We start from the raw sequence: 22,623 nt of genomic DNA, 5'->3' as shown, positions 1-22,623 counted from the left end.
TTAAATTTTTTCGCGAAAGGATTTGATTCAGTAAGATGGAGATGTATTTAACGGCCTTGAAGAATCTTATGCTTCAGTCAGGTTTTGCAGGATTAACGCAGGGAAATATTATCATGATTATAGTAGCGTTTGTCTTGCTTTATCTCGCGATCGGCAAAGGGTTCGAGCCATTATTACTAGTTCCGATAGCTTTCGGTTGCTTACTTGTTAATTTGCCTCTTTCAGGTATCACAGAAGGTTTCAACCCGGAGACTAACACAATAGGATTTTTGCGTTCGTTATATTACGGTGCAGAGTTCGAGATTTACCCGATTTTAATATTTCTAGGAATCGGAGCGATGACAGATTTTGCGCCTTTGATTGCTAACCCGATAACATTTTTGCTCGGAGCTGCTGCACAGTTCGGAGTCTTTGTTGCGTTTATCGGAGCTAACTGGGTTGACGAGCTGACGGGCGGTCTTGTATCGTTCAACATCAAAGAAGCTGCGAGTATTGCAATTATCGGAGGTGCTGACGGCCCAACAAGTATTTATTTAACAGTCATGCTCGGCCAGAAACAAATTTTAGGTGCTGTAGCTGTTGCTGCATATAGTTACATGTCATTAGTGCCGATGATTCAGCCTCCTGTTATTTTTGCGATGACCAGCAAGAAGGATCGCGGCATAGTAATGGGACAGTTAAGACCAGTCAGCAAGCGCGAAAAAATATTATTCCCGATTATATGCACGGTTATATCAGGTTTAATTTTGCCTGCGTGTGTGCCTCTTGTCGGGACGTTAATGTTTGGAAATCTGCTTAAAGAGTGCGGAGTTACTGACAGATTAAGCAACACTGCCCAGAATGAATTAATGAATATCGTAACAATTTTCTTAGCTCTCTCTGTAGGTTCAACGATGGAAGCAGATAAATTCTTAACACTTCAGACACTCGCAATTATTGCACTTGGACTCGTAGCATTTGCATTCTCGACATTCGGCGGGCTTGTGTTCGGTCAGATAATGAAACACTTATCAGGCGGAAAGATTAACCCTATGATCGGAGCTGCTGGAGTCTCTGCTGTTCCTATGGCCGCTAGAGTCGTTCAAAGGTGTGTTCAGAAAGAATATCCGGGGCATTTCCTGTTAATGCACGCAATGGGCCCGAACGTCGCAGGAGTTATCGGTACGGCAGTTGCAGCAGGAGTTATGCTCACGCTTTTATCGCAGTAAGAAAAGTTTTGCAGAATTTAGATTTTACGGCCGGGAAGATGTTAAAAAGTTTTCCCGGTTTTATTTTTGCCTGATATATTGTTATGATATGCAAAATTTTATGTGAAGGGAGTTATTTTATTTCATGAGCAAATTTTTACGCGCAAAATTTCAATCTCTCGAACCTTACGACACCAGCGAAGAACTAGAGAGCATGAACGGTTATATAAGACTCAACACTAACGAGTCGCCCTTTACGCCGTCTCCTAAATCAATAGAATACGCACACGAGGCCGCGAAGGGATTAAATTATTATTGCGATCCTGAATGTAAGTTACTCGCTGAAAAAATTGCTGTTATGCTGAATGTAAAGCCTTCTGAAATAGTTTTTGGCAATGGGTCAGACGAAATATTAAATTTTTTATTCATGGGATTTTGCGAAAAAGGGGCGGCATTCCCTGAAGTTACGTACTCGTTTTATAAGATTCTCGCTAAATTTCACGGCGTAAATTATATAACTCTGCCATTAAACAAAAATTTATGGATTGATGTAGCTGATTATGCAGGCATGGACGGCAGAACTATTTTTATTGCGAATCCCAACGCACCGACGGGACTTGCTACACTTTTAATGGGAATAGAGTCGATTGTGCTTCAGAATCCTAATAGTCTTGTAGTAGTTGATGAGGCATATATAGATTTCGGCGGAAAAAGTGCAGTCGATTTAATTCACAGGTACAAAAATTTAGTTGTTACTCGGACATTTTCAAAATCGAGATCACTTGCAGGGGGGCGGCTCGGTTATTGTATTGCTAATGAAGAGCTTGCTAAAGATATTCGCGACATCAAGAACACTATAACGCCCTATAATATTAATGCGATGACTCAGGCGGCGGGACTCGGTTCACTTGAAGACAGCGATTATTACGAGAAAAATATAAAATCTATTTGTGATGTTCGAGAAAGCACGAAATTAAATTTGCGTAAATTAGGATTTGACGTAACTGACTCAATGACAAATTTTTTATTCACTCGTCATGAAAGATTCAGCGGACAGGAAATTTTTAATTTTCTCAAGCAGAACGGGATAATGATACGCTATTTTTCGAGTCTTCCCGAATATAATAGAATCACTATCGGCACACATGAACAAATGCAGAAATTGCTAAATCTTTTAGGAGGCTTAATCAATGCGTAAATGCGAAATTTCACGAGTTACACGCGAGACAAATATAAATCTCTCTCTCAATCTTGACGGCACAGGCAAAAATAATATCTCAACGGGCTGCGGTTTTCTCGATCACATGATGAATTTGTTTGCGTCTCACGGAAAATTTAATCTTGACATTAAGTGTGAGGGTGATACTTTTGTAGATTATCATCACACAGTCGAAGACATCGGGATCGTATTAGGTCAGGCATTTAACAAGGCACTTGGCGAGAAACACGGCATAAACCGTTACGGAAATATAATTTTGCCTATGGACGAGACTTTAATATTGACTGCTGTAGATTTTTCCGGGCGAGCTTATTTAGGCTGGGACATGAATATAACGGCGCAGAAGGTCGGCGATTTTGACACGGAATTGACTCAAGAATTTTGGCTTGGCTTCGTGAGAAATTCTTTGTGCACATTACATTTTAAACAATTTTCCGGCACTAATGCACATCACATAATAGAATGCGCGTTTAAATCTGCTGCTCGGAGTCTTGCTCAAGCTGTTAAAATAAATCTTGATTACATAAACGAGATTCCCTCAACAAAAGGGGTGTTATAAAATTTGTACGGAGAAAGAATCAAGGCCGATGACAAAGAAATTTTTGATGAAGTAGTTGACGCTATTTTGTCAGTTCTTGGAGATGACGCGCAAAAAATTATTCTTTACGGATCAGTTGCGCGAGGAGACAACACGCCGGAGTCTGATGTTGATATTGCAGTAATCACGAAGACTCAGCATGATTGGCGCGATAGAGATAATTTACTTTATGTTATTGTGCCTCTTGATTTGAAGCACGACACTTTATTTTCTGTTAAAACTATTGAACAGAAGCATTTTAATGACTGGGTGGACGATTTGCCGTTTTATCACAATATAGACGGGGAGGGCATAACGTTATGGACAAACAAAAATATAGTCAGCACACTTTAATAGGTTTTCGCGTTTGACTTTGCTGTTATAGCTTTGAGATTTCAAAATCTATTCTTAGCATGAAATGGAGGAAAAATAATTATGGACGCAATTTTTACACGAGTAAGCACAAGACAATTTGAACCCCGCGAGGTCGAAAGCAAGTACATCATAAAAATTTTACGCGCAGCAATGGCCGCACCCAGTGCAACGAATCAACAGCCTTGGGAATTTTGGGTTACTGACGACAAAGACATAATCTCAAAACTTGCAAACGTTACGCCCTATGCAAAGCCCGCAGCAAATGCCCCAGTCGTAATTGTGCCATGTTACAATCTTGACGCGCTCAGACTCCCGGAAATGGCAAATATCGATATGGCAATCGCGACAGAAAATATTTTGCTTGAGGCTGAATCACTCGGACTCGGTGCTGTCATGCTGGGTGTAGCTCCGTTTGAAGATAGAATGCAGGAAGCCGCGAAAATTTTAGATCTCCCCGAAAATTTTAGAGTCTTTACTATTATTCCAATCGGCTGGCCACTCAATAAGCACCCTCAAGAGGACAGATATGAGCCTTCAAGAGTCCACGTTATATAAATTTGCTGAGTTATTAAATTCCTGCAAGCGCGCGAGATTAACAGGCACTAGAGGCACTGAAGAAATTTATAATTTGCAGGTGCTTGACTGCTTAGAATCTATAAAATTTTTGCCCGAATCAGGAAATATTATCGATGTAGGCAGCGGCGGAGGTCTTCCCGGTGTAGTATGGGCAATTATGCGGCCGGATCTGCAAGTTACACTAATCGACAGCATAAATAAAAAGTGTGAGGCCATGCAGGAAATTATTAATTCACTCGGACTCGCGAACATAAATATAATCTGCTCAAGAAGTGAAGATTTTGCAGTAATTAACCGCGAAAAATTTGACTTGGCCGGGGCGCGCGCTCTTGCTAGTGCGGGAATAACAGCGGAGTTATTGTCGCCTCTAGTAAAAATTTCCGGAAAAATTATCACGTTCAAGGGCGAAAAAGTTCACGACGAAATCAGCGAAGTTAATAATAAATGGCATAAGCTCGGACTCTCTGAACCTGAAATAAAATTTTACGGGGGACTCTCTAAATGTTTTGTGATATGGGAAAAAGTTTCAAAATCTCCCGCAATTTTCCCAAGAAAGCCCGGCCAAGCTGCAATAAAAAAATTTTGGGAGTGAGTGTTACATGAAGTTAAAGAATTTGCGTGAAGTTATATTATTCGGGAAAGTTCTATCAGCCGGAATATTAATCGCCGGTTATGCGTTTTTGGGTGTGTGGTGCTGTGAATGGCTTGTAAAAAATGGCTGGCCGTTATTGCTGGGATTGTGCGTAATTATTGTTGTAACAGGATTCGGAGTCTGGCAGGCTTATTTATTCGTGAAAAAATGGAGAAATATATAATTTTTTGGAGGAAGATTTTATCATGAAGGAAAAATTTTTTGCGGTAATTCTCGTTATTATGATGATAGGCTCAATAGCATTTGCTGCTGAAAATATAGACTCTCTCAGAATAAAAGCTGAACACGGCGATTCTGAAGCCATGAACAAAATCGGAACGATCTATCATAACGGCGAGGGAGTCAAAAGGGATTACAACGAAGCTATAAAATGGTACAAAATGGCGGCTGATCTCGGATGGATGTATCAAAATGGACAGGGTGTCGAGAAAAATATGACTCAAGCTCTTAAATTCTACAAGAGAGGTGCAGAAGGCGGTATTTTGCGTTCACTCAATCAAATAGGCAAACGGCTATGGAGGGCTCAATAAAGATATTGAGAAAGCAGCAGAATATTACATGCAAGCAGCAGAAAAAGGCCACATGAACGCGCAATTTCATTTAGCAGAATATTACGCACACAAAAATAATCATTCAGAAGCCTTGAAATGGTTTGATAAGGCAGCACAACAAAATCATGTCAGAGCACTTAGAATAGCAGGTAATATGTATAAACGCGGCATCGGAACTGAAATTAATTCGCAGAAAGCCTTTGAATACTACATAAAAGCGGACGAACTCGGCAAAGACTCATGGGCTCAGACTGCAATCGGACACATGTATCAAACCGGCCAGTATGTAAAAAAGGATCTCAAGAAAGCTCTTCAACGTCTAAGAGTGAAATAATAATAAATCCCCCGCAATAAACCACGGGGGAATAATTTTTCTAATATGCGAGCTTGAAAATTTCTAACACGTCATCAGGTTCTAATTTGCTCAACACTCCGAATGATCCGCCTTTGGAAGCGTTATCGGCCAATTTTTGTATATCGTCCTCTTTGATTCCCAATTCTCTCAAAGTTGTAGGAGCGTTTATGTCCCTGAAGAAATCTTCAAGTGCTTCTATTGCGTCAAGTGCTTTCTCTTCGTCTGTGCCGTCGTAGATGTCAAAAACTGCCTCGCCCAGTCTCGCAAAAGGTACGGGGTTATCTTCGTATAAATATCTCGCCCATGCAGGCATAATTATTGACAGTGAAGCACCGTGAGCAGCTCCGAATAATAAGCTGATTGAGTGTCCCATACGATGAGACGAGAAATCCCCGCGCGCAGTTCTTCCCATTGAGAGAAAACCGCAATGCGCCATAGCTCCGGCCAAAGCATATTCACAGCGTAAGTCATAATCTTTCGGGTTCTCGATTAAGTCAGGAATTACGCGAATCATCGTGCGAATCAAAGAATATCCTTGTTCGTCAATTAATTCGCTGCCCTCGTCGCCGTCTAAGACTCTTTCTAAAATGTGCGCAATAATATCAACACCGCCGTAAACTGTCTGTTTTTCCGGCAAAGTAATTTGGAACGATGGATCTATAACGGAGACTCGCGGGAAAATTAGCGGACTGTTCATTGAAACTTTTGATTCTTTTTCCGGATTGCTGACGACTGCTATTCCGTTTACTTCACTTGATGATGCAGAAGCAGTTAATACTCCATAAATCGGGAATGCTTTAGAAACTTTTGCTTTGCCCTCGAAAAAGTCCCATACATCGCCGTCATAGCAAGAACCTGCTGCAATGGCCTTAGCTGAGTCAAACACTGAACCGCCGCCGACTGGTAAAATTGCATCAATTCCGCCTGCTTTGACTCGTGAAATTCCCTCGCGTACTTTATCGATTCTGGGATTCGATTTAACGTCGTTGACCTCAGAAAAAGTTATTCCGGCATTATTCAACATTTCTGTAACTTGAGCATAAGCACCGCTCTTAAATGTTCCTTTACCGCCGAAAACGAGCAGAACGCCTTGAATGTTATCTGCTTTGAGTCTGGGTGCTAAGTCCTTGACTGTGTCTTTGCCGAATATTAATTCAGTCGGATTGTGCCACGTAAAATTTTGCATAAAACTTTTATCTCCTAGAAATTAAAATATTTCTTCGCGTTCTCATAGCTTATGCCTTGTACGATTTCTCGTAGAGTCTCTTTGTCGTCAGGGAAGAAACCGCCGTTTACCCATTCGCCGAGAATCCTGCAAAGAATCCTTCTGAAATATTCATGTCTCGGATAACTCAAGAAACTGCGCGAGTCCGTGAGCATTCCGATAAAGCCGGGAAGATAGCCTAAACTTGCAAGAGTCTTCATTTGTCTTGTCATGCCGTCAAAATGATCCTCGAACCACCATGCTGAACCGTGCTGAACCTTTGACACGCCTTCAATTAATGCGCCTTGGAAGCAGCCTGCAATTGTATCAATAGAAGCGTTGTCGTTGCCATCAAGACTGTAAAGAATAGTTTTAGGGAGCTGGTCATCTTTCTCAAGTTCGCCTAAGAATGCTGCTGTAGTCATGCTTGAAGCTGTATTATTTACGCAGTCGAATCCGGTATCAGGGCCGAGCTTGTCAAACATAGGAGCATGATTATCACGTCTGCACCCGTAATGAAGCTGCATAACCCAGCCGCGTTTATGATATTCACGTGCGACAAAGAGCAAAAATGCTGTCTTGTATTTGTCAATTGAAAGATGGTCGATAGGGTCGCCATTGAGTCTTGCCGCAAAAATTGACTCGATTTCTTTATCGCTTGCCATTACATAAGGTATGTAGTCGGGGCCGTGATCGCTTAATTTACAGCCTTGAGTCGCGAAAAAGTCCATGCGCTTAGAGAGTGCCGCTTTGAGGTCAGCAAAAGTTTTGATTTCCATTTCCGCAGCTTTGCCGAGTGACTCAAGATATTTCTGCCATGCTTTACGTTCGATGTTCATAGCTTTATCGGGTCTCCATGCAGGAAGAACACGAGTCTTGAAGGTTTTGTCAGCTGCTATTTTTGCGTGCCAGCCAAGCGAGTCGACGGGGTCATCAGTTGTGCAGATAATTTCTACGTTGCTCATGTTGATTAAATCTCGTACGCCGAAATTTTCTTGATGTAATTTTTCGTTGCAGAGATTCCAGACTTCTTCGGCGGTGCTTGCGTTTAATGTGCCTTGATACCCGAAATATTTGCGTAATTCCAAGTGGCTCCAGTGATATAAGGGGTTGCCGATTGCCTTGCCGATGACTCCGGCCCATTTCATGAATTTTGCGTGTGCGTCTGCTCCGCCGGTTATAAATTCTTCGGGGACACCTGCACAGCGCATTAAACGCCATTTGTAGTGATCTCCGCCGAGCCATACTTGAGTGATGCTGTCATAGTGTAAATTCTCGTAAATTTCTTTCGGGCTGATGTGGCAGTGATAGTCGATGATCGGGCATTTTGCTGCCGTCTCGTGATAGAGCGTTTTTGCTGTTTCTGTGTTGAGCAGAAAATCTTTGTCCATGAATGACATTTATATATTCCTCCTTAAAAATTTATTTATCTCCGTAATGAGTACCGCATTGAAATATCTCTAGTATCTCATTTACTATCCTGAAAATAAGGCGATTTTCTTTGTCTATATGCAAACTGTAAAAACTAGATAAATCGCCCGTTAATTGTTCGAGGTGTCCCTCACATTTATAGCCATTTCTGTCTATACTTTTCAGGAGATTATTTATTTTCCTGATAGTTTTCTTGTCTTGCTCCAGCCAGTAAACATAATCGTCCCATGCTTGATCAGACCATAATTTGCGCATTAGTCGACCTCAATTAGCTCGTGTTCCACACCTCGACCCGATTCTATTTGTGCTATTGACTTTCGCAGGCGTTCCATGTTTTCTTTGCTGTAAAATGGGTCGTCTTCTTCCGGAGCTTCAATATAAAACGGTATGCACCTATCGCGAATTACTTTTGCAGCATAGACCGAGAATAACGCAGAAAAATTTAATCCCATCGATTTAGTAATTTCCTCGAGAGATTCTTTCATTTCGTCGTCGAGTTCAAATTTTATTTCTGCCACGTGAATAAATGCCTCCTTAAATGTTTACCATGTTACACCGAGCTGCTTTAACACTTCTTGAGCGTCCGTTAATCCTAATATAGCTGCTTTCTTGAAATATTTTACAGCCTCAGAATGATTTTGCGGGACTCCCTCGCCGTTATCGTAAATGCTGCCCAGAAAAAATTGTGCGTCCGCGTGATTCTATTCTGCTGCATTAGTGAGCCATTTAATAGCTTCAGAATAATTTTGTGCGACTCCCTCGCCGTTGTAATACATGTCTCCCAGAATAAATTGCGAGTCTGCGTGATTCTGCTCTGCTGCCTTAGTGAACCATTTCAGAGACTCCGATAAATCGCGCGAAACTATTTCTCCATTATAGTATGCGAGACCTAAATTATTTTGCGCGTCTGCATTGCCTTGTTCAGCGAGAGTGCGATAATTTTCTAGCGGGTCAGGCGTAATTATTTCGCTGATGTCTTGAGACTCGTTATTGCCGGTGCCTAAGATTTTAGCTTTGATGCCGTTATAGAAAGATTTTATTGCGACATATGAGCTAGTGTCATCAAGAAATTTCCCGACAACCCATTCAACCGTGCCGGTAAAAATCGTCATTAAAACAAGGCAGACCATACAGACAAAAATTTTTTTCACGGTGCTGTACCTTTGTTTATTGCTGTCATGCGAGTAAGTGTCCTTTCTTAAATTTACCATTTTTCGCCGAGCTGCTTTAATACTTCTTGAGCTTGTGTAAATCCTTGTGCAGCGGACTTGCGATACCATTTGACAGCCTCAGAATAATTTTTTGTTACACCATAACCGTTATGATACATTCTTCCTAAATTAAATTGAGAACTGTCAAGCCCTTGTTCGGCCGCTTTTATATATAATTTCCATGCCCCAGCATAATCACGAGGTACGCCCAATCCGTTCTCATACATGACGCCTAGATTATTTTGTGAAACTGCTAATCCCTGCCCAGCTGCTTTACTATACCATTTAAAGGCTTCAGGATAATTTTGTTCTACTCCCTGCCCATTAAAATATAGTATTCCCAAATTATGTTGCGCTTCTGCAAATCCCTGTTCAGCCGCTTTGAGATACCATTTGAAGGCTTCATATTTGTCTTGTGTTACACCATTGCTGCCTTTGTCATAGTTTAATCCAATGTAAAATTGAAACTCTCCGGAATAATATGACCATGCAAAATAGATGACAACAAAACAAAATACGAACTTCAAAATTTTCTTAATCATAATAAAATATCTCCGTTCATTACGTCGTTTTAGCAGTTTTTTAGCTTCTGTGTATTACGAATCGAAATAATGCACGCAAAAAATTTTTTCATCACTACAGAGTCGCACCAGTCTTAAATATCGCCATGCCCTGAAAATTATTCAACTCATTGCGGGTCTTCTTTCCGCTCGCTACACTCTTCACGAAATCAAATAATTCGCGCGCCTTCTCCGGCAAAGTTCCGCTCTCTACGAGAGTCCCGGCGTTAAAATCTATCCAGCTGCTTTTACGTGCGGCCAAGTCTGAATTACTAGAAATTTTCACAGTCGGCACAGGACACCCAAACGGAGTCCCCCGTCCAGTCGAGAATAAAACTATCTGCGCACCAGATGACGCAAGAGCAGTCGACGCAACTAAATCATTTCCGGGAGCTGATAACAAATTCAAACCTTGAGTTACAACTTTTTCCGAATACTTCAATACATCATTGACAGGAGCAGAACCGCTTTTTTGTGTGCAGCCTAACGCCTTATCTTCAAGAGTCGTTATTCCGCCTGCTTTGTTGCCGGGTGAAGGATTCTCGTATACAGGCATTCCGCACGACGCATAATAATTCTTGAAATCGTTTATCAGACTCACTGTCTTGTGATAAGTCTCTTCGTCCTTGCAGCGATTCATTAAAATTGTTTCAGCACCGAACATTTCCGGGACTTCAGTCAAAATCGTCGCGCCGCCTTGAGCTACTAACATATCAGAAAAATAACCTATTGTAGGATTCGCTGTGATTCCTGATAAACCGTCAGAACCTCCGCACTTGAGTCCCACTATTAATTTAGAAACAGGACATGACACGCGGTGATCAGATTTCATTTTCTCGATGAGACCGCGAATTAAATTCATTCCTGCGTCAAGCTCGTCATGAACGTCCTGAGAGATTAAGAATTTCACGCGCTCAGAGTCAAAATTTTTCATGTAGGGTTTTATCGTGTCGATTCCGGAATTTTCACAGCCAAGACCAAGCATTAAGACTCCGCCCGCATTTGGATGAGTCGCAAGGTCAGCTAAAATTTTTCTCGTGTTCTCTTGATCGTCGGCCATTTGCGAACAACCGTAAGGATGAGTAAAAGCTCTGACATTTTCGATACTTCCGCCAATAAATTTTTTTGCTTCATGTTCGAGAGTAACTGCTATATCATTTACACAGCCTACTGTCGGAATAATCCATAATTCGTTACGCACTCCGACTTTGCCGTCAAATCTTACATAACCGTCAAAAGTTTCCGGCTCAACACTTTCAATTTTCGGGTGAGTCGGGTGATATTCATAATCGTGCGCTCCCGTTAAAAGTGTATGAACATTTTCTGTGTGAACGTGATGACCTTTTTTTATATCGCTCTTTGCTGCTCCGATGGGAAATCCGTATTTAATTATGCTTTCTCCCGCTTTAATGTCTCTAAGCGCGATTTTGTGTCCCATTGGTATATCTTCGAGAACGTCTATATCAAAATCTGCACCGGCAACATGAATTTTTTCGCCCGTCTTTAATGGCCTGAGTGCTACTGCTGCATAGTCGTTTTCGTTGATTCTAATTAGTTCGTTCATAGTTTAAATCCTCCCGTAAAGTGTGCAGGCTGCTCTAATTCTGTCAGCAAGTCCATCGGGTATAGCATCTTTCAACATCCGCCACGCCCAATTTCCTGAAGGAGTCGAGGGAACGTTTATTCTTGCTTCAGCACCGAGCCTCAAATAATCCTGCATTGGAATAATTGCAATATTTGCTACTGAACTTAATGCAATGCGCGTTACTTCAGACGTGAAAATATAACCGTCAAGCACATCACGCCCGATATATGACGAGAAATTTTTTATCTCGTTTTCTGTTGCGTCGTTGTCGAACCATCCGCGCGAGGTGTTATTGTCATGAGTCCCCGTGTAAACTACATTATTTCTAGTGTGATTGTGAGGCGCATAGGGATTATCGGCAGGATTCCCAAATGCAAAATGTAATACGAGCATTCCCGGCAAATTCATATCTTTGCGCAACTCTTCAACGTCAGGGGTAATAATTCCTAAATTCTCAGCCCAGAACGGCATATCAGGAAAATTAAATTTCAACTCAGCAAAAAATTTCTTGTAGGGAACGTCTACCCATTTCCCATTTTTAGCAGTCGCTTCACCGTAAGGCACCGACCAATAAGCAGCTAACCCTCTGAAATGGTCTATTCTGATTCTGTCAAATATCGCAAATAAATTTTTGAGCCGCTTAATCCACCAGTCAAAATTATGTTTCTCAAGAGCTTCCCATTTATATGTAGGATTGCCCCATAATTGGCCGGTCTCGCTGAAATAATCAGGGGGGACTCCTGCAACTGTAACGGGATTCAAATCCTCGTCGAGATTAAAATATTCAGGATACAACCAGACATCAGCACAATCACGAGTTACATACAACGGAATATCGCCGATTAACTCAATTTTTAAATCATTAAGAGTCTTGCGTAAATTCTTGGCCTGCTCAAAAAATATAAACTGGTAGAACTCCTGCAAATTTATTTCTCTTACGTGTGCGGACTTAAATTTTTCGAGTGCTTGAGGGTCTCTATGTCTCAATTCTTCCGGCCACTCATACCAAGCAAGCCCGTTATTTGCAGACTTTATTACGCTGAACATCGCAAAACCTTCGAGCCAATCCGCATTTTTCCGGAATAAATCAAATTCGCTGGTGCCGCCTTTAATATAATTGCTGTATGCTACGTTAAGGACTTCGATTTTGAATGCGCGCGCCTGTTCGTAGTCTACGTGTTCAGGAGTCTTTGTGAAATCATATTTTGCTGCTAACTTCTTTAGATCTTCTTTCGTGATTAAATTCTCGTCAACTAATAAATCAGGACTCACTAATAAATAATTTCCTGCAAACGCGCTTGTCGGACTATAAGGCGAATTTCCGCAGCCGGGATCTATCGTCGTTAAGGGTAAAACCTGCCACATTGACTGGCCTGCAGTGTGTAAAAATTTTGCGAACTTCACAGCTTCAGGGCCGAAATCTCCTATTCCATATTGTGAAGGAAGAGCAGTAACCGGCAGTAAAATTCCTGCTGAACGTTTTTGTTTGTTGCTCATAAGATTAACACCTTCCATAAAAATTTATATTGCGCCGGAGTTATAAACCGCACAACCTGCGCAAAATGTCATAGTTACGTCGATTGCTGCAATTTCTTCGGGACTTACTAAAAATGGATCCTGTTCGAGAATCACAAAATCTGCATCATTACCGACCGCTATTTCTCCGCGCCTTGAATCATTTCCGCCGTTCCAAGCTGCTCCCCATGATGAAACGCTCAAAGCCTCAGACACGCTTAAACCCTTTGAGACGAGAGAGCTAATAATCTTTAACGGTGGAGTCAGAGTCTCGCCGCTTCCTGATGAAATTACTAACCCGTTTTGAAATGCCTCGTGAACGTCTTTATTTTCCTGACCTGCTGTAATGATTCCTCCGAGTCCTAATAGATTCATTCTATCTAAGATGCTGCCGGAAAAATTATTTATCAGGTGGCGTGAATTTTTGCGGGATTTCTTGATTACGCGCTCAAGTGCATTCAAGCAGGATTTATTATTATCGCTTATGACCTGACAGCCCGACAAATGAGCAGAATAAATCATTTTGTTTGGTTCCTTGTTTTGTTCTGTCTGATCTATTCCGCGAACGAGAATCCCTCCGAGCTTACAAAATGGGAGGCCGTCTCCTGTGCGCAGTCCTGTCGATAAAAACTCGTTCAGGCTCGTAACGTCATCAAATCCGAAATTACAACGGAGTCTGAATGTCAGCATATAATACGCTTCAGTTGAAAAAATTTCCCAGAGTCTTTCGGGCTCATCAGTGAAATTCATCCATAATTCAGTTAATCCAAGCGCGTTAATTTTCGGAGCATAAGTCTTCACGAGATACAAAATATCTTCATCGCTCAACACTGGCAAATGCTGCGTAAATTCGTCAAGTTCTACAGTATTTTGCGGCATGTTAAAAGCGTTCATTGCCTGAGAATTTAATATTGCCTGACTGCTTGCACGGGTAATCAATGCACACGGCATAGAAGGCACGACGGAGTCAAGTTCATCGAGGGGAATAATAATATTTTCCGGGAAATCATACGCGATATACCAGCCCCGCAAAGGTTTAGGATTTGCGCTCGTGTAGGCTTTGAGTGAGTCGCTTAATTCTTTGAGAGTCTTAACATTTGCGAGACTCAAACGTTCTTGACTCTCTGCCCATGACAAAAAATTTAATCCTGAGTCACAGAATCCCGACAGAACCGTACGCCCGTGAAGGTCTATAATTTTCCCGTTTAACGAGCTTGATTCGTCGTCAATAGAAACTATACGGCCATGTTCAAACGTGATATTTGATGCAGTGCTTAACGGTGTATGAATACGGCCGTTTACAAGTGAAATTCTTTCCTGCTGAGCCTGCATTTAATATAACCCGCTGTGCTTTGTGCCTATTCCGAAAATTTGGAGAGCTGACTCCATTAATTCATTCTGCGACTTAACGAGAAATGCTCCCATAGCCATTTGAACTTTTGCTTTGCTTAGATCCATAGAGGCTTCTGCGATGCTCATAGGGTCTGCGCCGCTCTCGAAAATTTTTGCTCCGGCTGCGTTGGCTGTGTTGAGTGAGTTCTGCATTAGCGCGAGTCCGTTCTTACCGAGTGCATCATAACTGTTAAGGCTTACCATTTATAAAACTCTCCTTTGTGTAAATATTTATTATGATTCAATAAATTATATTCTATCAGCTTATATTTGTTCTCGTATAAATCTCGGACTTTTGCGGGCAAAGATAAAAATTTTTCTGTAATGCAATAATATAATTCTAACTCAATGCTTTAAATCTATACATGCAAAGGCAAAAGATTAAAACCTTTTTTGCAACTAGTGCCGATTCCAGTTGGCCGCAGCATAAACAAGTATGACATAATTTGCGGTGCTGACACAAAAAGTTTTTACTGCTATTAAAGTGTACTGACTATATTAGCTATATTGCGTGAATATATTTTAGTTCTGCCATGTATGACTCGTTTTATGATATGAGGGGTTGACTCATTGCAATTGGTTTTGCCCACCCACCCACCCGGTTTATAGTCTGGAGTCGCGTTTATAAAAAGTTTTTGGCAAGTATAAAAGTGTGTCGGCTACATTGTGTTATAATAATTGCCTGCAAAAAAAAATTTTTCCCCATTTTATTGTGAGAATAGAGTTTTACTAATACTTTTGCTAATACAAAAATTTAATCCCGTTTATGTATATGCAAAGACTCGCGCGCATAAAAAATTTTTTAACACGACATTTTTGCGATTAAATGCTGAAATAAAATTATAAATTCGCCATAAAATTTTTCTCTCGTTATTATATAATTCATGAATAAAAATTTTTCGCAGGAGGTTTTATTAAATATGGAAACTAGAGTCGCCGTCATGAGCATTATCGTGGAAAATACTTCATCAATCGAGACGCTTAATAATATCTTGCATGAGTACCGCGATTACATAATTGGCCGCATGGGTCTGCCCTATCGCCCTAAGAAAATAAATTTAATCAGCATTGCACTTGACGCACCTCAAGACATTATCTCAGCTTTATCCGGCAAAATCGGCAATCTTGAAGGAGTCAGCGTTAAAGCAGCTTTCTCGAAAGATAACTAATTTTGCGCGAATTAATTTACAAGCTGGCCGAGACTCATTCTTTGACACTTGATGAATATAAAACGCTCATCGAGAACAGAGAAGAGGACTCAATAAAAATTTTACGGCGTTTGGCTGTTGGGGTCAGACAAAAAATTTACAGCAATCATATTTACGTCAGGGGCTTAATCGAAATTAGCAACATTTGCAAGAACGACTGTTATTACTGCGGGATCAGAAAAAGTAATAAATTTTGCGAGCGTTATAGATTGACTCCTGATGAAATTATCTCATGTGCTGACGAAGGTTATAATCTCGGCTTCCGAACGTTTGTCTTGCAGGGCGGAGAAGATTTATATTTCACTGATGAAATTTTAGGCGGGATTGTGCGCGAAATTAAGTCAAGACACCCAGACTGCGCTATAACACTTTCAATGGGCGAACGAACGCGCGAGAGTTATAAATTTTTGCGTGATTGCGGGGCAGACAGATATTTACTCAGACACGAGACAGCAGACAAGACTCATTATTCCCGACTCCATCCTGAAAATCTTTCGTATGATAATCGCATGAACTGTCTAAAAATTTTGCGTGAACTAAATTATCAAGTCGGCTGCGGTTTTATGGTCGGCTCACCATTTCAAACGAGTCAAAATCTTGCGCAAGACCTGAAATTTATCGAGACATTTAAACCCGATATGTGCGGGATTGGGCCGTTTATTCCGCATAGTGATACACCGTTTAAAAATTTTCCGGCCGGGACTCTTGAGCTTACTTGTTATTTGCTGTCGATTATAAGACTCATTTATCCGCCTGTTTTGCTGCCTGCGACGACTGCACTAGGAACGATTGATAAACTTGGACGCGAGAAAGGCATTTTATCGGGAGCAAATGTCGTTATGCCGAATCTATCTCCAGTCAGCGTGAGAAAAAAATATATGCTCTACAATAATAAAATTTGTACAGGCGAAGAGAGTGCACAGTGTAAAAATTGCCTCAATAATCGAATGCAGAAAATCGGCTATGAAATTATCACTAGCAGGGGAGATATAAAATTTAATTAAACAAGTTATAATAATGCCAATACAAATAAGGAGACAAAATTTTTTACATGAATGAAATTTATGACGCTCTCGAACTCTCATTAAATGACTGGGAATTATTATTTGCTGACTGGAATGAACAGAGATTTAGAGCCGGCCAAGTCTGTCAATGGATTTATGCGAAGAAAGAATTTAATTACGACAACATGAGCAACCTTGCTAAAAACTTACGCGCAAAATTGAGCGAAAATGTTTTAATGACTCTTCCCGTTATGATTCGTCAGCAAGTTTCAAGAGACGGCACAAGAAAATTTTTATGGCAGTTAAGCGATAACACAAGAATCGAGTCAGTACTATTAAATCACGGCGGACACAAAACAGCATGTATATCAAGTCAAGTCGGCTGCCCTCTTGCGTGTGCGTTTTGTTATACAGGCTCAATGGGCTTTACCCGCAATTTAACGCGCGGAGAGATTCTCGGACAGTTCTTAATGATGGAAAAAATTAACGGTGCTGACATAAATAATATCGTCTTCATGGGAATGGGCGAACCACTTTTAAACGAGCAAAATATTTTTTCGGTCATTCGTTCGCTAAATGACAAAAAAATGCGTAACTTAGGCGCAAGACATATAACAATTTCTACATCGGGAATAGCTCCGGGCATTGAAGATTTAGCAGACTTTGAGATACCGGTTAGACTCTCACTTTCTCTGCACGCCCCTAATGATAATCTGCGAAATAAATTAATGCCGGTCAATAAACAATATCCGCTGCAAAAATTAATTAGCGCACTCAAACGCTACAAAGACAGAACCGGCGAACGTATCACAATTGAATATGCTTTAATCGACAAAATAAATGATGATCCTTCACTCGCTTACGAAATGGCGGCATTGCTTGACGGGTTAGAACCGTATATAAATTTAATCCCGTTTAACGCGATTCCTTCAAGGCCGGATTTAAAACGTTCAGGCGATTCGAGGATAAAAAATTTCTGTAACGCGCTGTCAGATCTGAAAATTGAATATGAACTCCGCAAAGAACGAGGCACAGACATTTTAGCGGCGTGCGGGCAATTAGCAGTAAACAGCCGGGAATAAATCACCCGGTTAAAAATTTTTTCTCACACACATTTACAGCCCAACACTAACAGTAAAGTCAAAACATTGCGTAGCATTAGTGCTCCCGTTGGTCGCATCATAAACACGTTCACAATAATTTACGCTCATTCACGAAAAATTTTTATTTATGAATCTCTATAACATTCACGAAAAATTTTCACACACTCACGAATCATCACGCTAATTTTTTTTCGCGCGTCATAAACTTTCTCGCACACTGGAAAAAATAAATATTCTTGTAGTTGCAAATGTAGTTGCAAAATGCAATAATCTCACTCGTAATAAAATTTTTTCATGAAGGAATGACTACAAATCCATGAGCTTTATTATACAACGCAAAATTAAGAATACAACTTACGTCTTCGAAGTAACCAGCTACAGAGACAAAGACGGCAAACCCAGAAATAAACAAAAGTCTCTCGGCAAACTCAACGAAAACGGAGTCTTAATCGCAAGTAAACACAAGCGCAAATTTCCAGCAAAGATTCAAGAAGTTGCTACAATCACTAAAAAATTTATGCTCGTCCCGGTAAATGAATAATAATTTTCTCGCTGACTCTGACACTCTTAAATTAATTCTCGAAGCAGTGCGCATTAAATCAGCTCATTTATTTGATCCTTACTTGGCCGTTCACTCGTCAAATATTGAGCCTCTCCCGCACCAAATTTCAGCAGTCTATAATCAAATGCTAACTCGTACACCACTGCGCTATCTCATAGCCGACGATCCAGGAGCAGGCAAAACTATAATGACTGGCCTTTACATCAAAGAATTAATCTTGCGGGAAAATATTAAACGCTGCTTAATCGTTACCCCCGGCAGCTTGTCAGAACAATGGCAGGATGAATTACTAGAAAAATTTGATTTACACTTTGACATGCTCACGGAAATAAATATTTTACGGGAAGAAAATTTTTGCATTGCCAGACTCGATAAATTATCACGCGATAAAATATTACACTCCCTATTAAAAGCGTCAAAATGGGATCTAATTGTAATTGATGAAGCTCACAAAATGTCCGCGTCTGTGTGGAGCAAAAAAATAAATTATACTCAGCGTTTCAGGCTCGGTCAGTTATTATCACGCATAACAAAAAATTTTCTCCTCCTCACTGCAACACCTCATAACGGGAAAAATCAAGATTTCCGGCTGTTCTTGTCGCTCATTGACCCGGACAGATTCGGCGGTGTAAGTCATAATGACAATTTAAAAATTTCTGATGTCATGCGCAGACTCACAAAGGAAGATTTACGCAAATTCGACGGCTCGCCCCTCTTCCCTGAAAGAATCGCCAGCACCGTTAATTATGAGCTCTCATGCATGGAGAAAGATTTATACGACGACGTTACTAATTATGTGCGTCAAGAATTTAACAGGGCCGACAAATTACAGGGCAAGCGCAAAAATAATGTAGGATTCGCACTAACGATTTTACAACGCAGACTCGCTTCATCACCGGAAGCAATTTATAAATCTCTATCACGCAGACTCGAAAAATTACAGGAACGTTTATTATCCGGCACCCTCGAATCTGAAAATTTTTATCCGTCAGACTATGACCCCGACGACTTCACTTCAGACGAAATTGAATCACTTGAGGACATTTTAACGGTCAATGCTTCAGCCTCCACTACAATTTATGAGCTCAAGCAGGAAATTAACACCCTTCAAAATCTCGTCAGCAAGGCCGAAAAAGTTTCTATAAGCGGTCAAGACAAAAAATGGAACGAATTATCACGCCTCATACAAGAAAATCATCACGAAAAATTAATCATCTTCACCGAACACAAGGACACTTTATTTTATCTCGAACGTAAAATTTGCTCGCTCTTGGGTAATCATGAATCAGTCAAGACCATTCACGGAGCTACACCCAGACAAGAACGCAGAAAAATTGCAGAATCATTCAGGAACAACGAAAATTTATTTATCCTCATAGCAACTGACGCAGCCGGAGAAGGTATTAATTTGCAATGCTCGCACTTGATGATTAATTATGACCTCCCTTGGAACCCTAACAGAATCGAACAGCGTTTCGGGCGCATTCACAGAATCGGGCAGGACAAAATTTGTTACTTATGGAATCTCGTAGCGGTTAATACTCGTGAAGGCTCAGTCTTTCAGCGTCTATTAACGAAAATTGACACTATGCGCGATGCTTTAGGCGGGCGAGTCTTTGACGTTCTCGGAAAAATTAATTTCGACGGCAGACCATTAAGAGATTTACTCATTGAGGCCATAAGAGACAGCAATAACGCAAAATTAATCCACACTCTTAATAACAGCTTGACTCCTGAGAATATAAAAAATTTACTTGATGACCGCTCATTAACTCATGATTCTATCAACACAGCCGAAATCCGAAATAATGTCGAACGTTCAGAGACTCACAAATTACAGCCTTATTTTGTAAAAGCGTTCTTCATCGAGGCATTTAATAGACTCGGCGGTAAAATTTTCCCTGCTGATAACAAATTCGAGATTCTATTTATGCCCGTCCCCTTACGCAATGAGAATAAATATAAATTCGTATGCTTTGACAAAAAATTTGCGGACTCTAAGACTCATTTAATCTCGCCCGGCCACCCGCTTTTAATGTCCGTTATTGATTTATTGCTGGAAAAATATAAAATTTTACTCGATCAGGGAGCTATCTTTATCGACGACAACGACTCATCACGTGAAATAAAATTATTGTTCTGCATTAAATCTCAGATTCAGCGCAACCAGCAAATTATCTCGCAGAAAATTTATTTTACGGCATTCACTCAAGACGGCCAAGCACTTAATACAGGAATCGCCCCTTATTTGGACTATAGAGCACCTGACAATAACGAGAAAAAATTTATCCTCGATTACATAATGACTCAAAAATGGCTGAATGACTCGAGTCAAGCAATTAATTTCGCAAATAATAAACTCGTACCGGCTCACTTGGAAAGAGTCAAAGCTCCCGAAATCGCACGCATAAATCTTACAGCAAAAGAAGTAGAACAAAGACTCAAAGAGGAAATAATGTTTCATGACTCGCACAAAGATTATAACCGCGCAGACGAACTAGAACAAAGACTCTCTCAACGCCTCGCAGAACTTGAACGCGAAAAATTAATTTTCCCCCGCAAACCCGTAATCATCAGCAAATCTGTCATTGTCCCCGCCGGACTCCTGCAAAATAACTCTCTCTTTGCAAACGACTCAGACAGCAGAAAATTTATCGAACTCTCTGCTATGAACGCCGTTATAAAATTTGAACGCTCACTCGGCCATTCTCCCCGCGACGTTAGCTCACAAAAATTAGGCTATGACATCGAGTCAGCTTCTACAGACGGCGATTTATTATTTATCGAGGTCAAGGGACGTTCTCAGGGCGCACAGACTGTTACAATTTCAGCAAATGAGATTCGCACAGCACTTAACCGGCCAAAAAATTTTATTCTCGCAATCGTCGAAATTAACGGGGACTCTAAGCGCGTTATTTATCTCGCAAGACCCTTCACTAATGCACCCGATTTCGCAGCAGCAAGCGTAAATTATAATATTGCAGATTTACTCAGGCATTCAGAAATTTTGCATGATAAAATATTGTAACTCATAAAAAATTTTATAGAATCGGTGATAACTTTGCCCGCAAAAAAATTAATCGAGTCTGCCCTGCCGTTACGCGAAATTAACGAGGCATCAGCAAAAGAAAAATCTATCAGGCACGAGCACCCGTCCACTTTGCATTTATGGTGGTCCCGCAAGCCTTTAGCAACAACCCGCGCTGTTTTGTGGTCGTCCCTCATTGATGACCCGTCAGAACACCCGGAAAAATTTCCGACTCCTGACTCTCAAGATAAAGAACGCAATAAATTATTTGACATCATTAAGAAATTTGTACAATGGGAAAATTTTTATGATCCTGAAATCTTGAACGAGGCAAGAAAAGAATTAGGCGGTAATTTACCGGAATTTCTCGACCCTTTTTCAGGAGGAGGCAGCATACCTCTTGAAGCTCAAAGACTCGGACTCACTGTTCACGCGCACGACTTGAATCCCGTTGCAGTGCTGATAAATAAATCAATGCTTGAGATTCCGCCGAGATTCGCAGATTGTCCCGCAGTTAATCCCGACTCGCAAAAAAATTTATTCGGCAAAAGTTTCGGCAGCGGCACACAAGGTTTATCAGACGACGTTAATTTTTACGGACAAAGACTCAAATCTCTAGCGTTCGACAAAATCGGCAGCCTTTACCCGCAAATTATGACTCCTGACGGCCAAGCAAATATAATCGCGTGGATATGGGCGCGCACTGTAAAATGTCCTAATCCCGCATGTAATTGCGAAATGCCGTTAGTGAACAGTTTTGTATTATCAAGTAAGGCAGGGCACGAGGCTTTTATCGAACCGGAAATTAAAGACGGCGAAATTTTTTATCACGTCAAACAGGGAAGAGTCAAGGACGAATCACCCAAAATCGGCAAAGCAAAATTTAAGTGTATTTCTTGCGGGTCAATCGCTTCAAATGATTATCTTCACGATGAATTTACGAATCACAGGGACGGCAGAAAATTATTAGCAGTTGTCGCAGAAGGCAGGAATGGCAGAATTTATTTATCACCTACGCAAGAACATGAACAGCTCGCAAATGTACCGGAGCCGGAAAATTGCCCAGACTCTAATTTACCTGAACACGCACTCGGATTTAGAGTCCATCTTTACGGATTCAGCAAACATAAAGATTTATTCACGAACAGACAATTAACAATGCTGACAACTTTTAGTAATTTGCTTGATGACATTCAAGACGAGGTCAAACGCGACGCACTTAATGCAAACATGAACGATGATAATATTGCGCTCAAGGACGGCGGGAGGGGTGCACATGCTTACTCTGAGGCCGTGAGAGTCTATCTTGCGTTTGTGATTGATAAATT

The 22,623-nt window shown here is 40.9% G+C and carries 26 protein-coding genes and 1 pseudogene; 16 read left to right on the top strand and 11 right to left on the bottom strand.

Features of this window, described 5'->3' with window-relative positions; all coding sequences use genetic code 11:
- Positions 1-35: 35 nt before the first annotated feature.
- From IJT21_00565 to IJT21_00520, 10 genes and pseudogenes are all read left to right on the top strand, one after another.
- Positions 36-1,208 carry a sodium ion-translocating decarboxylase subunit beta gene (locus tag IJT21_00565; protein MBQ7576738.1) on the top strand — a complete coding sequence of 391 codons (1,173 nt, stop codon included), beginning with the start codon at positions 36-38 and terminating at the stop codon, positions 1,206-1,208.
- A gap of 124 nt (positions 1,209-1,332) precedes the next feature.
- Positions 1,333-2,385 (top strand): histidinol-phosphate transaminase, encoded by a 1,053-nt coding sequence (locus tag IJT21_00560; GenBank protein MBQ7576737.1) that lies wholly within the window; start codon positions 1,333-1,335, stop codon positions 2,383-2,385.
- Positions 2,378-2,965 (top strand): imidazoleglycerol-phosphate dehydratase HisB, encoded by a 588-nt coding sequence (gene hisB / locus IJT21_00555; protein MBQ7576736.1) that lies wholly within the window; start codon positions 2,378-2,380, stop codon positions 2,963-2,965. The genes IJT21_00560 and hisB overlap by 8 nt, the downstream gene beginning before the upstream one ends.
- Before the next feature lie 3 nt (positions 2,966-2,968).
- Positions 2,969-3,337, top strand: a complete 369-nt coding sequence (locus IJT21_00550; GenBank protein ID MBQ7576735.1) for a nucleotidyltransferase domain-containing protein — start codon at positions 2,969-2,971, stop codon at positions 3,335-3,337.
- Positions 3,338-3,418: 81 nt separating this feature from the next.
- On the top strand, positions 3,419-3,913 hold the full coding sequence (locus IJT21_00545) for a nitroreductase family protein (protein ID MBQ7576734.1): 495 nt from the start codon (positions 3,419-3,421) through the stop codon (positions 3,911-3,913).
- Positions 3,885-4,526, top strand: a complete 642-nt coding sequence (gene rsmG / locus IJT21_00540; protein MBQ7576733.1) for a 16S rRNA (guanine(527)-N(7))-methyltransferase RsmG — start codon at positions 3,885-3,887, stop codon at positions 4,524-4,526. Before IJT21_00545 ends, rsmG begins: the two co-directional genes overlap by 29 nt.
- 7 nt (positions 4,527-4,533) lie before the next feature.
- Positions 4,534-4,749: a hypothetical protein gene (locus tag IJT21_00535; protein ID MBQ7576732.1), complete on the top strand. Its 216-nt coding sequence runs from the start codon at positions 4,534-4,536 to the stop codon at positions 4,747-4,749.
- Positions 4,750-4,771: 22 nt separating this feature from the next.
- Positions 4,772-5,116: a sel1 repeat family protein gene (locus IJT21_00530; GenBank protein ID MBQ7576731.1), complete on the top strand. Its 345-nt coding sequence runs from the start codon at positions 4,772-4,774 to the stop codon at positions 5,114-5,116.
- A pseudogene (locus IJT21_00525) lies at positions 5,094-5,168 on the top strand (hypothetical protein). Before IJT21_00530 ends, IJT21_00525 begins: the two are co-directional and overlap by 23 nt.
- Positions 5,145-5,471, top strand: a complete 327-nt coding sequence (locus tag IJT21_00520; protein MBQ7576730.1) for a sel1 repeat family protein — start codon at positions 5,145-5,147, stop codon at positions 5,469-5,471. Before IJT21_00525 ends, IJT21_00520 begins: the two are co-directional and overlap by 24 nt.
- A gap of 40 nt (positions 5,472-5,511) precedes the next feature.
- On the opposite strand, the gene IJT21_00515 is transcribed toward IJT21_00520, so the two are convergent.
- From IJT21_00515 to IJT21_00465, 11 genes are all read right to left on the bottom strand, one after another.
- Positions 5,512-6,678: an iron-containing alcohol dehydrogenase gene (locus IJT21_00515; GenBank protein MBQ7576729.1), complete on the bottom strand. Its 1,167-nt coding sequence runs from the start codon at positions 6,676-6,678 to the stop codon at positions 5,512-5,514.
- A 14-nt stretch (positions 6,679-6,692) separates the two neighbouring features.
- The gene (gene uxaC, locus IJT21_00510; protein ID MBQ7576728.1) at positions 6,693-8,096 is read right to left on the bottom strand and encodes a glucuronate isomerase; all 1,404 of its coding nucleotides are present in this window, start codon (positions 8,094-8,096) and stop codon (positions 6,693-6,695) included.
- Between the two features lie 22 nt (positions 8,097-8,118).
- Complete coding sequence (locus IJT21_00505) at positions 8,119-8,382, bottom strand: Txe/YoeB family addiction module toxin (protein MBQ7576727.1); 264 nt, start codon at positions 8,380-8,382, stop codon at positions 8,119-8,121.
- Complete coding sequence (locus IJT21_00500) at positions 8,382-8,645, bottom strand: type II toxin-antitoxin system RelB/DinJ family antitoxin (protein ID MBQ7576726.1); 264 nt, start codon at positions 8,643-8,645, stop codon at positions 8,382-8,384. The genes IJT21_00505 and IJT21_00500 overlap by 1 nt, the downstream gene beginning before the upstream one ends.
- A 24-nt stretch (positions 8,646-8,669) precedes the next feature.
- Positions 8,670-8,804 carry a sel1 repeat family protein gene (locus IJT21_00495; protein MBQ7576725.1) on the bottom strand — a complete coding sequence of 45 codons (135 nt, stop codon included), beginning with the start codon at positions 8,802-8,804 and terminating at the stop codon, positions 8,670-8,672.
- Positions 8,805-8,828: 24 nt separating this feature from the next.
- Positions 8,829-9,338, bottom strand: coding sequence for a sel1 repeat family protein (locus IJT21_00490; protein ID MBQ7576724.1), 510 nt, complete (start codon positions 9,336-9,338; stop codon positions 8,829-8,831).
- A complete protein-coding gene (locus IJT21_00485; protein ID MBQ7576723.1) occupies positions 9,332-9,880 on the bottom strand; it encodes a sel1 repeat family protein in 549 nt (182 codons plus the stop codon). The genes IJT21_00490 and IJT21_00485 overlap by 7 nt, the downstream gene beginning before the upstream one ends.
- A 94-nt stretch (positions 9,881-9,974) precedes the next feature.
- Positions 9,975-11,462 (bottom strand): altronate dehydratase, encoded by a 1,488-nt coding sequence (locus IJT21_00480; protein MBQ7576722.1) that lies wholly within the window; start codon positions 11,460-11,462, stop codon positions 9,975-9,977.
- 3 nt (positions 11,463-11,465) lie between these two features.
- Positions 11,466-12,980: a 4-alpha-glucanotransferase gene (malQ, locus tag IJT21_00475; GenBank protein ID MBQ7576721.1), complete on the bottom strand. Its 1,515-nt coding sequence runs from the start codon at positions 12,978-12,980 to the stop codon at positions 11,466-11,468.
- 24 nt (positions 12,981-13,004) lie between these two features.
- Positions 13,005-14,330 (bottom strand): amidohydrolase family protein, encoded by a 1,326-nt coding sequence (locus tag IJT21_00470; GenBank protein ID MBQ7576720.1) that lies wholly within the window; start codon positions 14,328-14,330, stop codon positions 13,005-13,007.
- Positions 14,331-14,594 carry a hypothetical protein gene (locus IJT21_00465; GenBank protein MBQ7576719.1) on the bottom strand — a complete coding sequence of 88 codons (264 nt, stop codon included), beginning with the start codon at positions 14,592-14,594 and terminating at the stop codon, positions 14,331-14,333.
- Between the two features lie 716 nt (positions 14,595-15,310).
- Between IJT21_00465 and IJT21_00460 the strand changes: the two genes are divergently transcribed.
- The 6 genes from IJT21_00460 to IJT21_00435 form a co-directional block, all read left to right on the top strand.
- A complete protein-coding gene (locus IJT21_00460; protein ID MBQ7576718.1) occupies positions 15,311-15,559 on the top strand; it encodes an iron-only hydrogenase system regulator in 249 nt (82 codons plus the stop codon).
- The gene (gene hydE, locus IJT21_00455; GenBank protein MBQ7576717.1) at positions 15,559-16,602 is read left to right on the top strand and encodes a [FeFe] hydrogenase H-cluster radical SAM maturase HydE; all 1,044 of its coding nucleotides are present in this window, start codon (positions 15,559-15,561) and stop codon (positions 16,600-16,602) included. The genes IJT21_00460 and hydE overlap by 1 nt, the downstream gene beginning before the upstream one ends.
- A gap of 47 nt (positions 16,603-16,649) precedes the next feature.
- Complete coding sequence (rlmN, locus tag IJT21_00450) at positions 16,650-17,684, top strand: 23S rRNA (adenine(2503)-C(2))-methyltransferase RlmN (protein MBQ7576716.1); 1,035 nt, start codon at positions 16,650-16,652, stop codon at positions 17,682-17,684.
- A gap of 337 nt (positions 17,685-18,021) precedes the next feature.
- Entirely contained in the window at positions 18,022-18,246 is a 225-nt protein-coding gene (locus IJT21_00445; GenBank protein ID MBQ7576715.1) for a hypothetical protein, read from the top strand.
- Entirely contained in the window at positions 18,239-21,295 is a 3,057-nt protein-coding gene (locus tag IJT21_00440; protein ID MBQ7576714.1) for a DUF3883 domain-containing protein, read from the top strand. The genes IJT21_00445 and IJT21_00440 overlap by 8 nt, the downstream gene beginning before the upstream one ends.
- A 33-nt stretch (positions 21,296-21,328) precedes the next feature.
- Positions 21,329-22,623, top strand: a 1,295-nt coding sequence (locus IJT21_00435; GenBank protein ID MBQ7576713.1) for a DUF1156 domain-containing protein, incomplete at its 3' end; no start/stop codon positions are given.

It is taken from the genome of Synergistaceae bacterium (assembly GCA_017443945.1).
In the GTDB taxonomy this organism is placed as follows: Bacteria; Synergistota; Synergistia; order Synergistales; family Aminobacteriaceae; genus JAFUXM01.
This window is presented reverse-complemented; position numbering and strand designations above follow the sequence as displayed.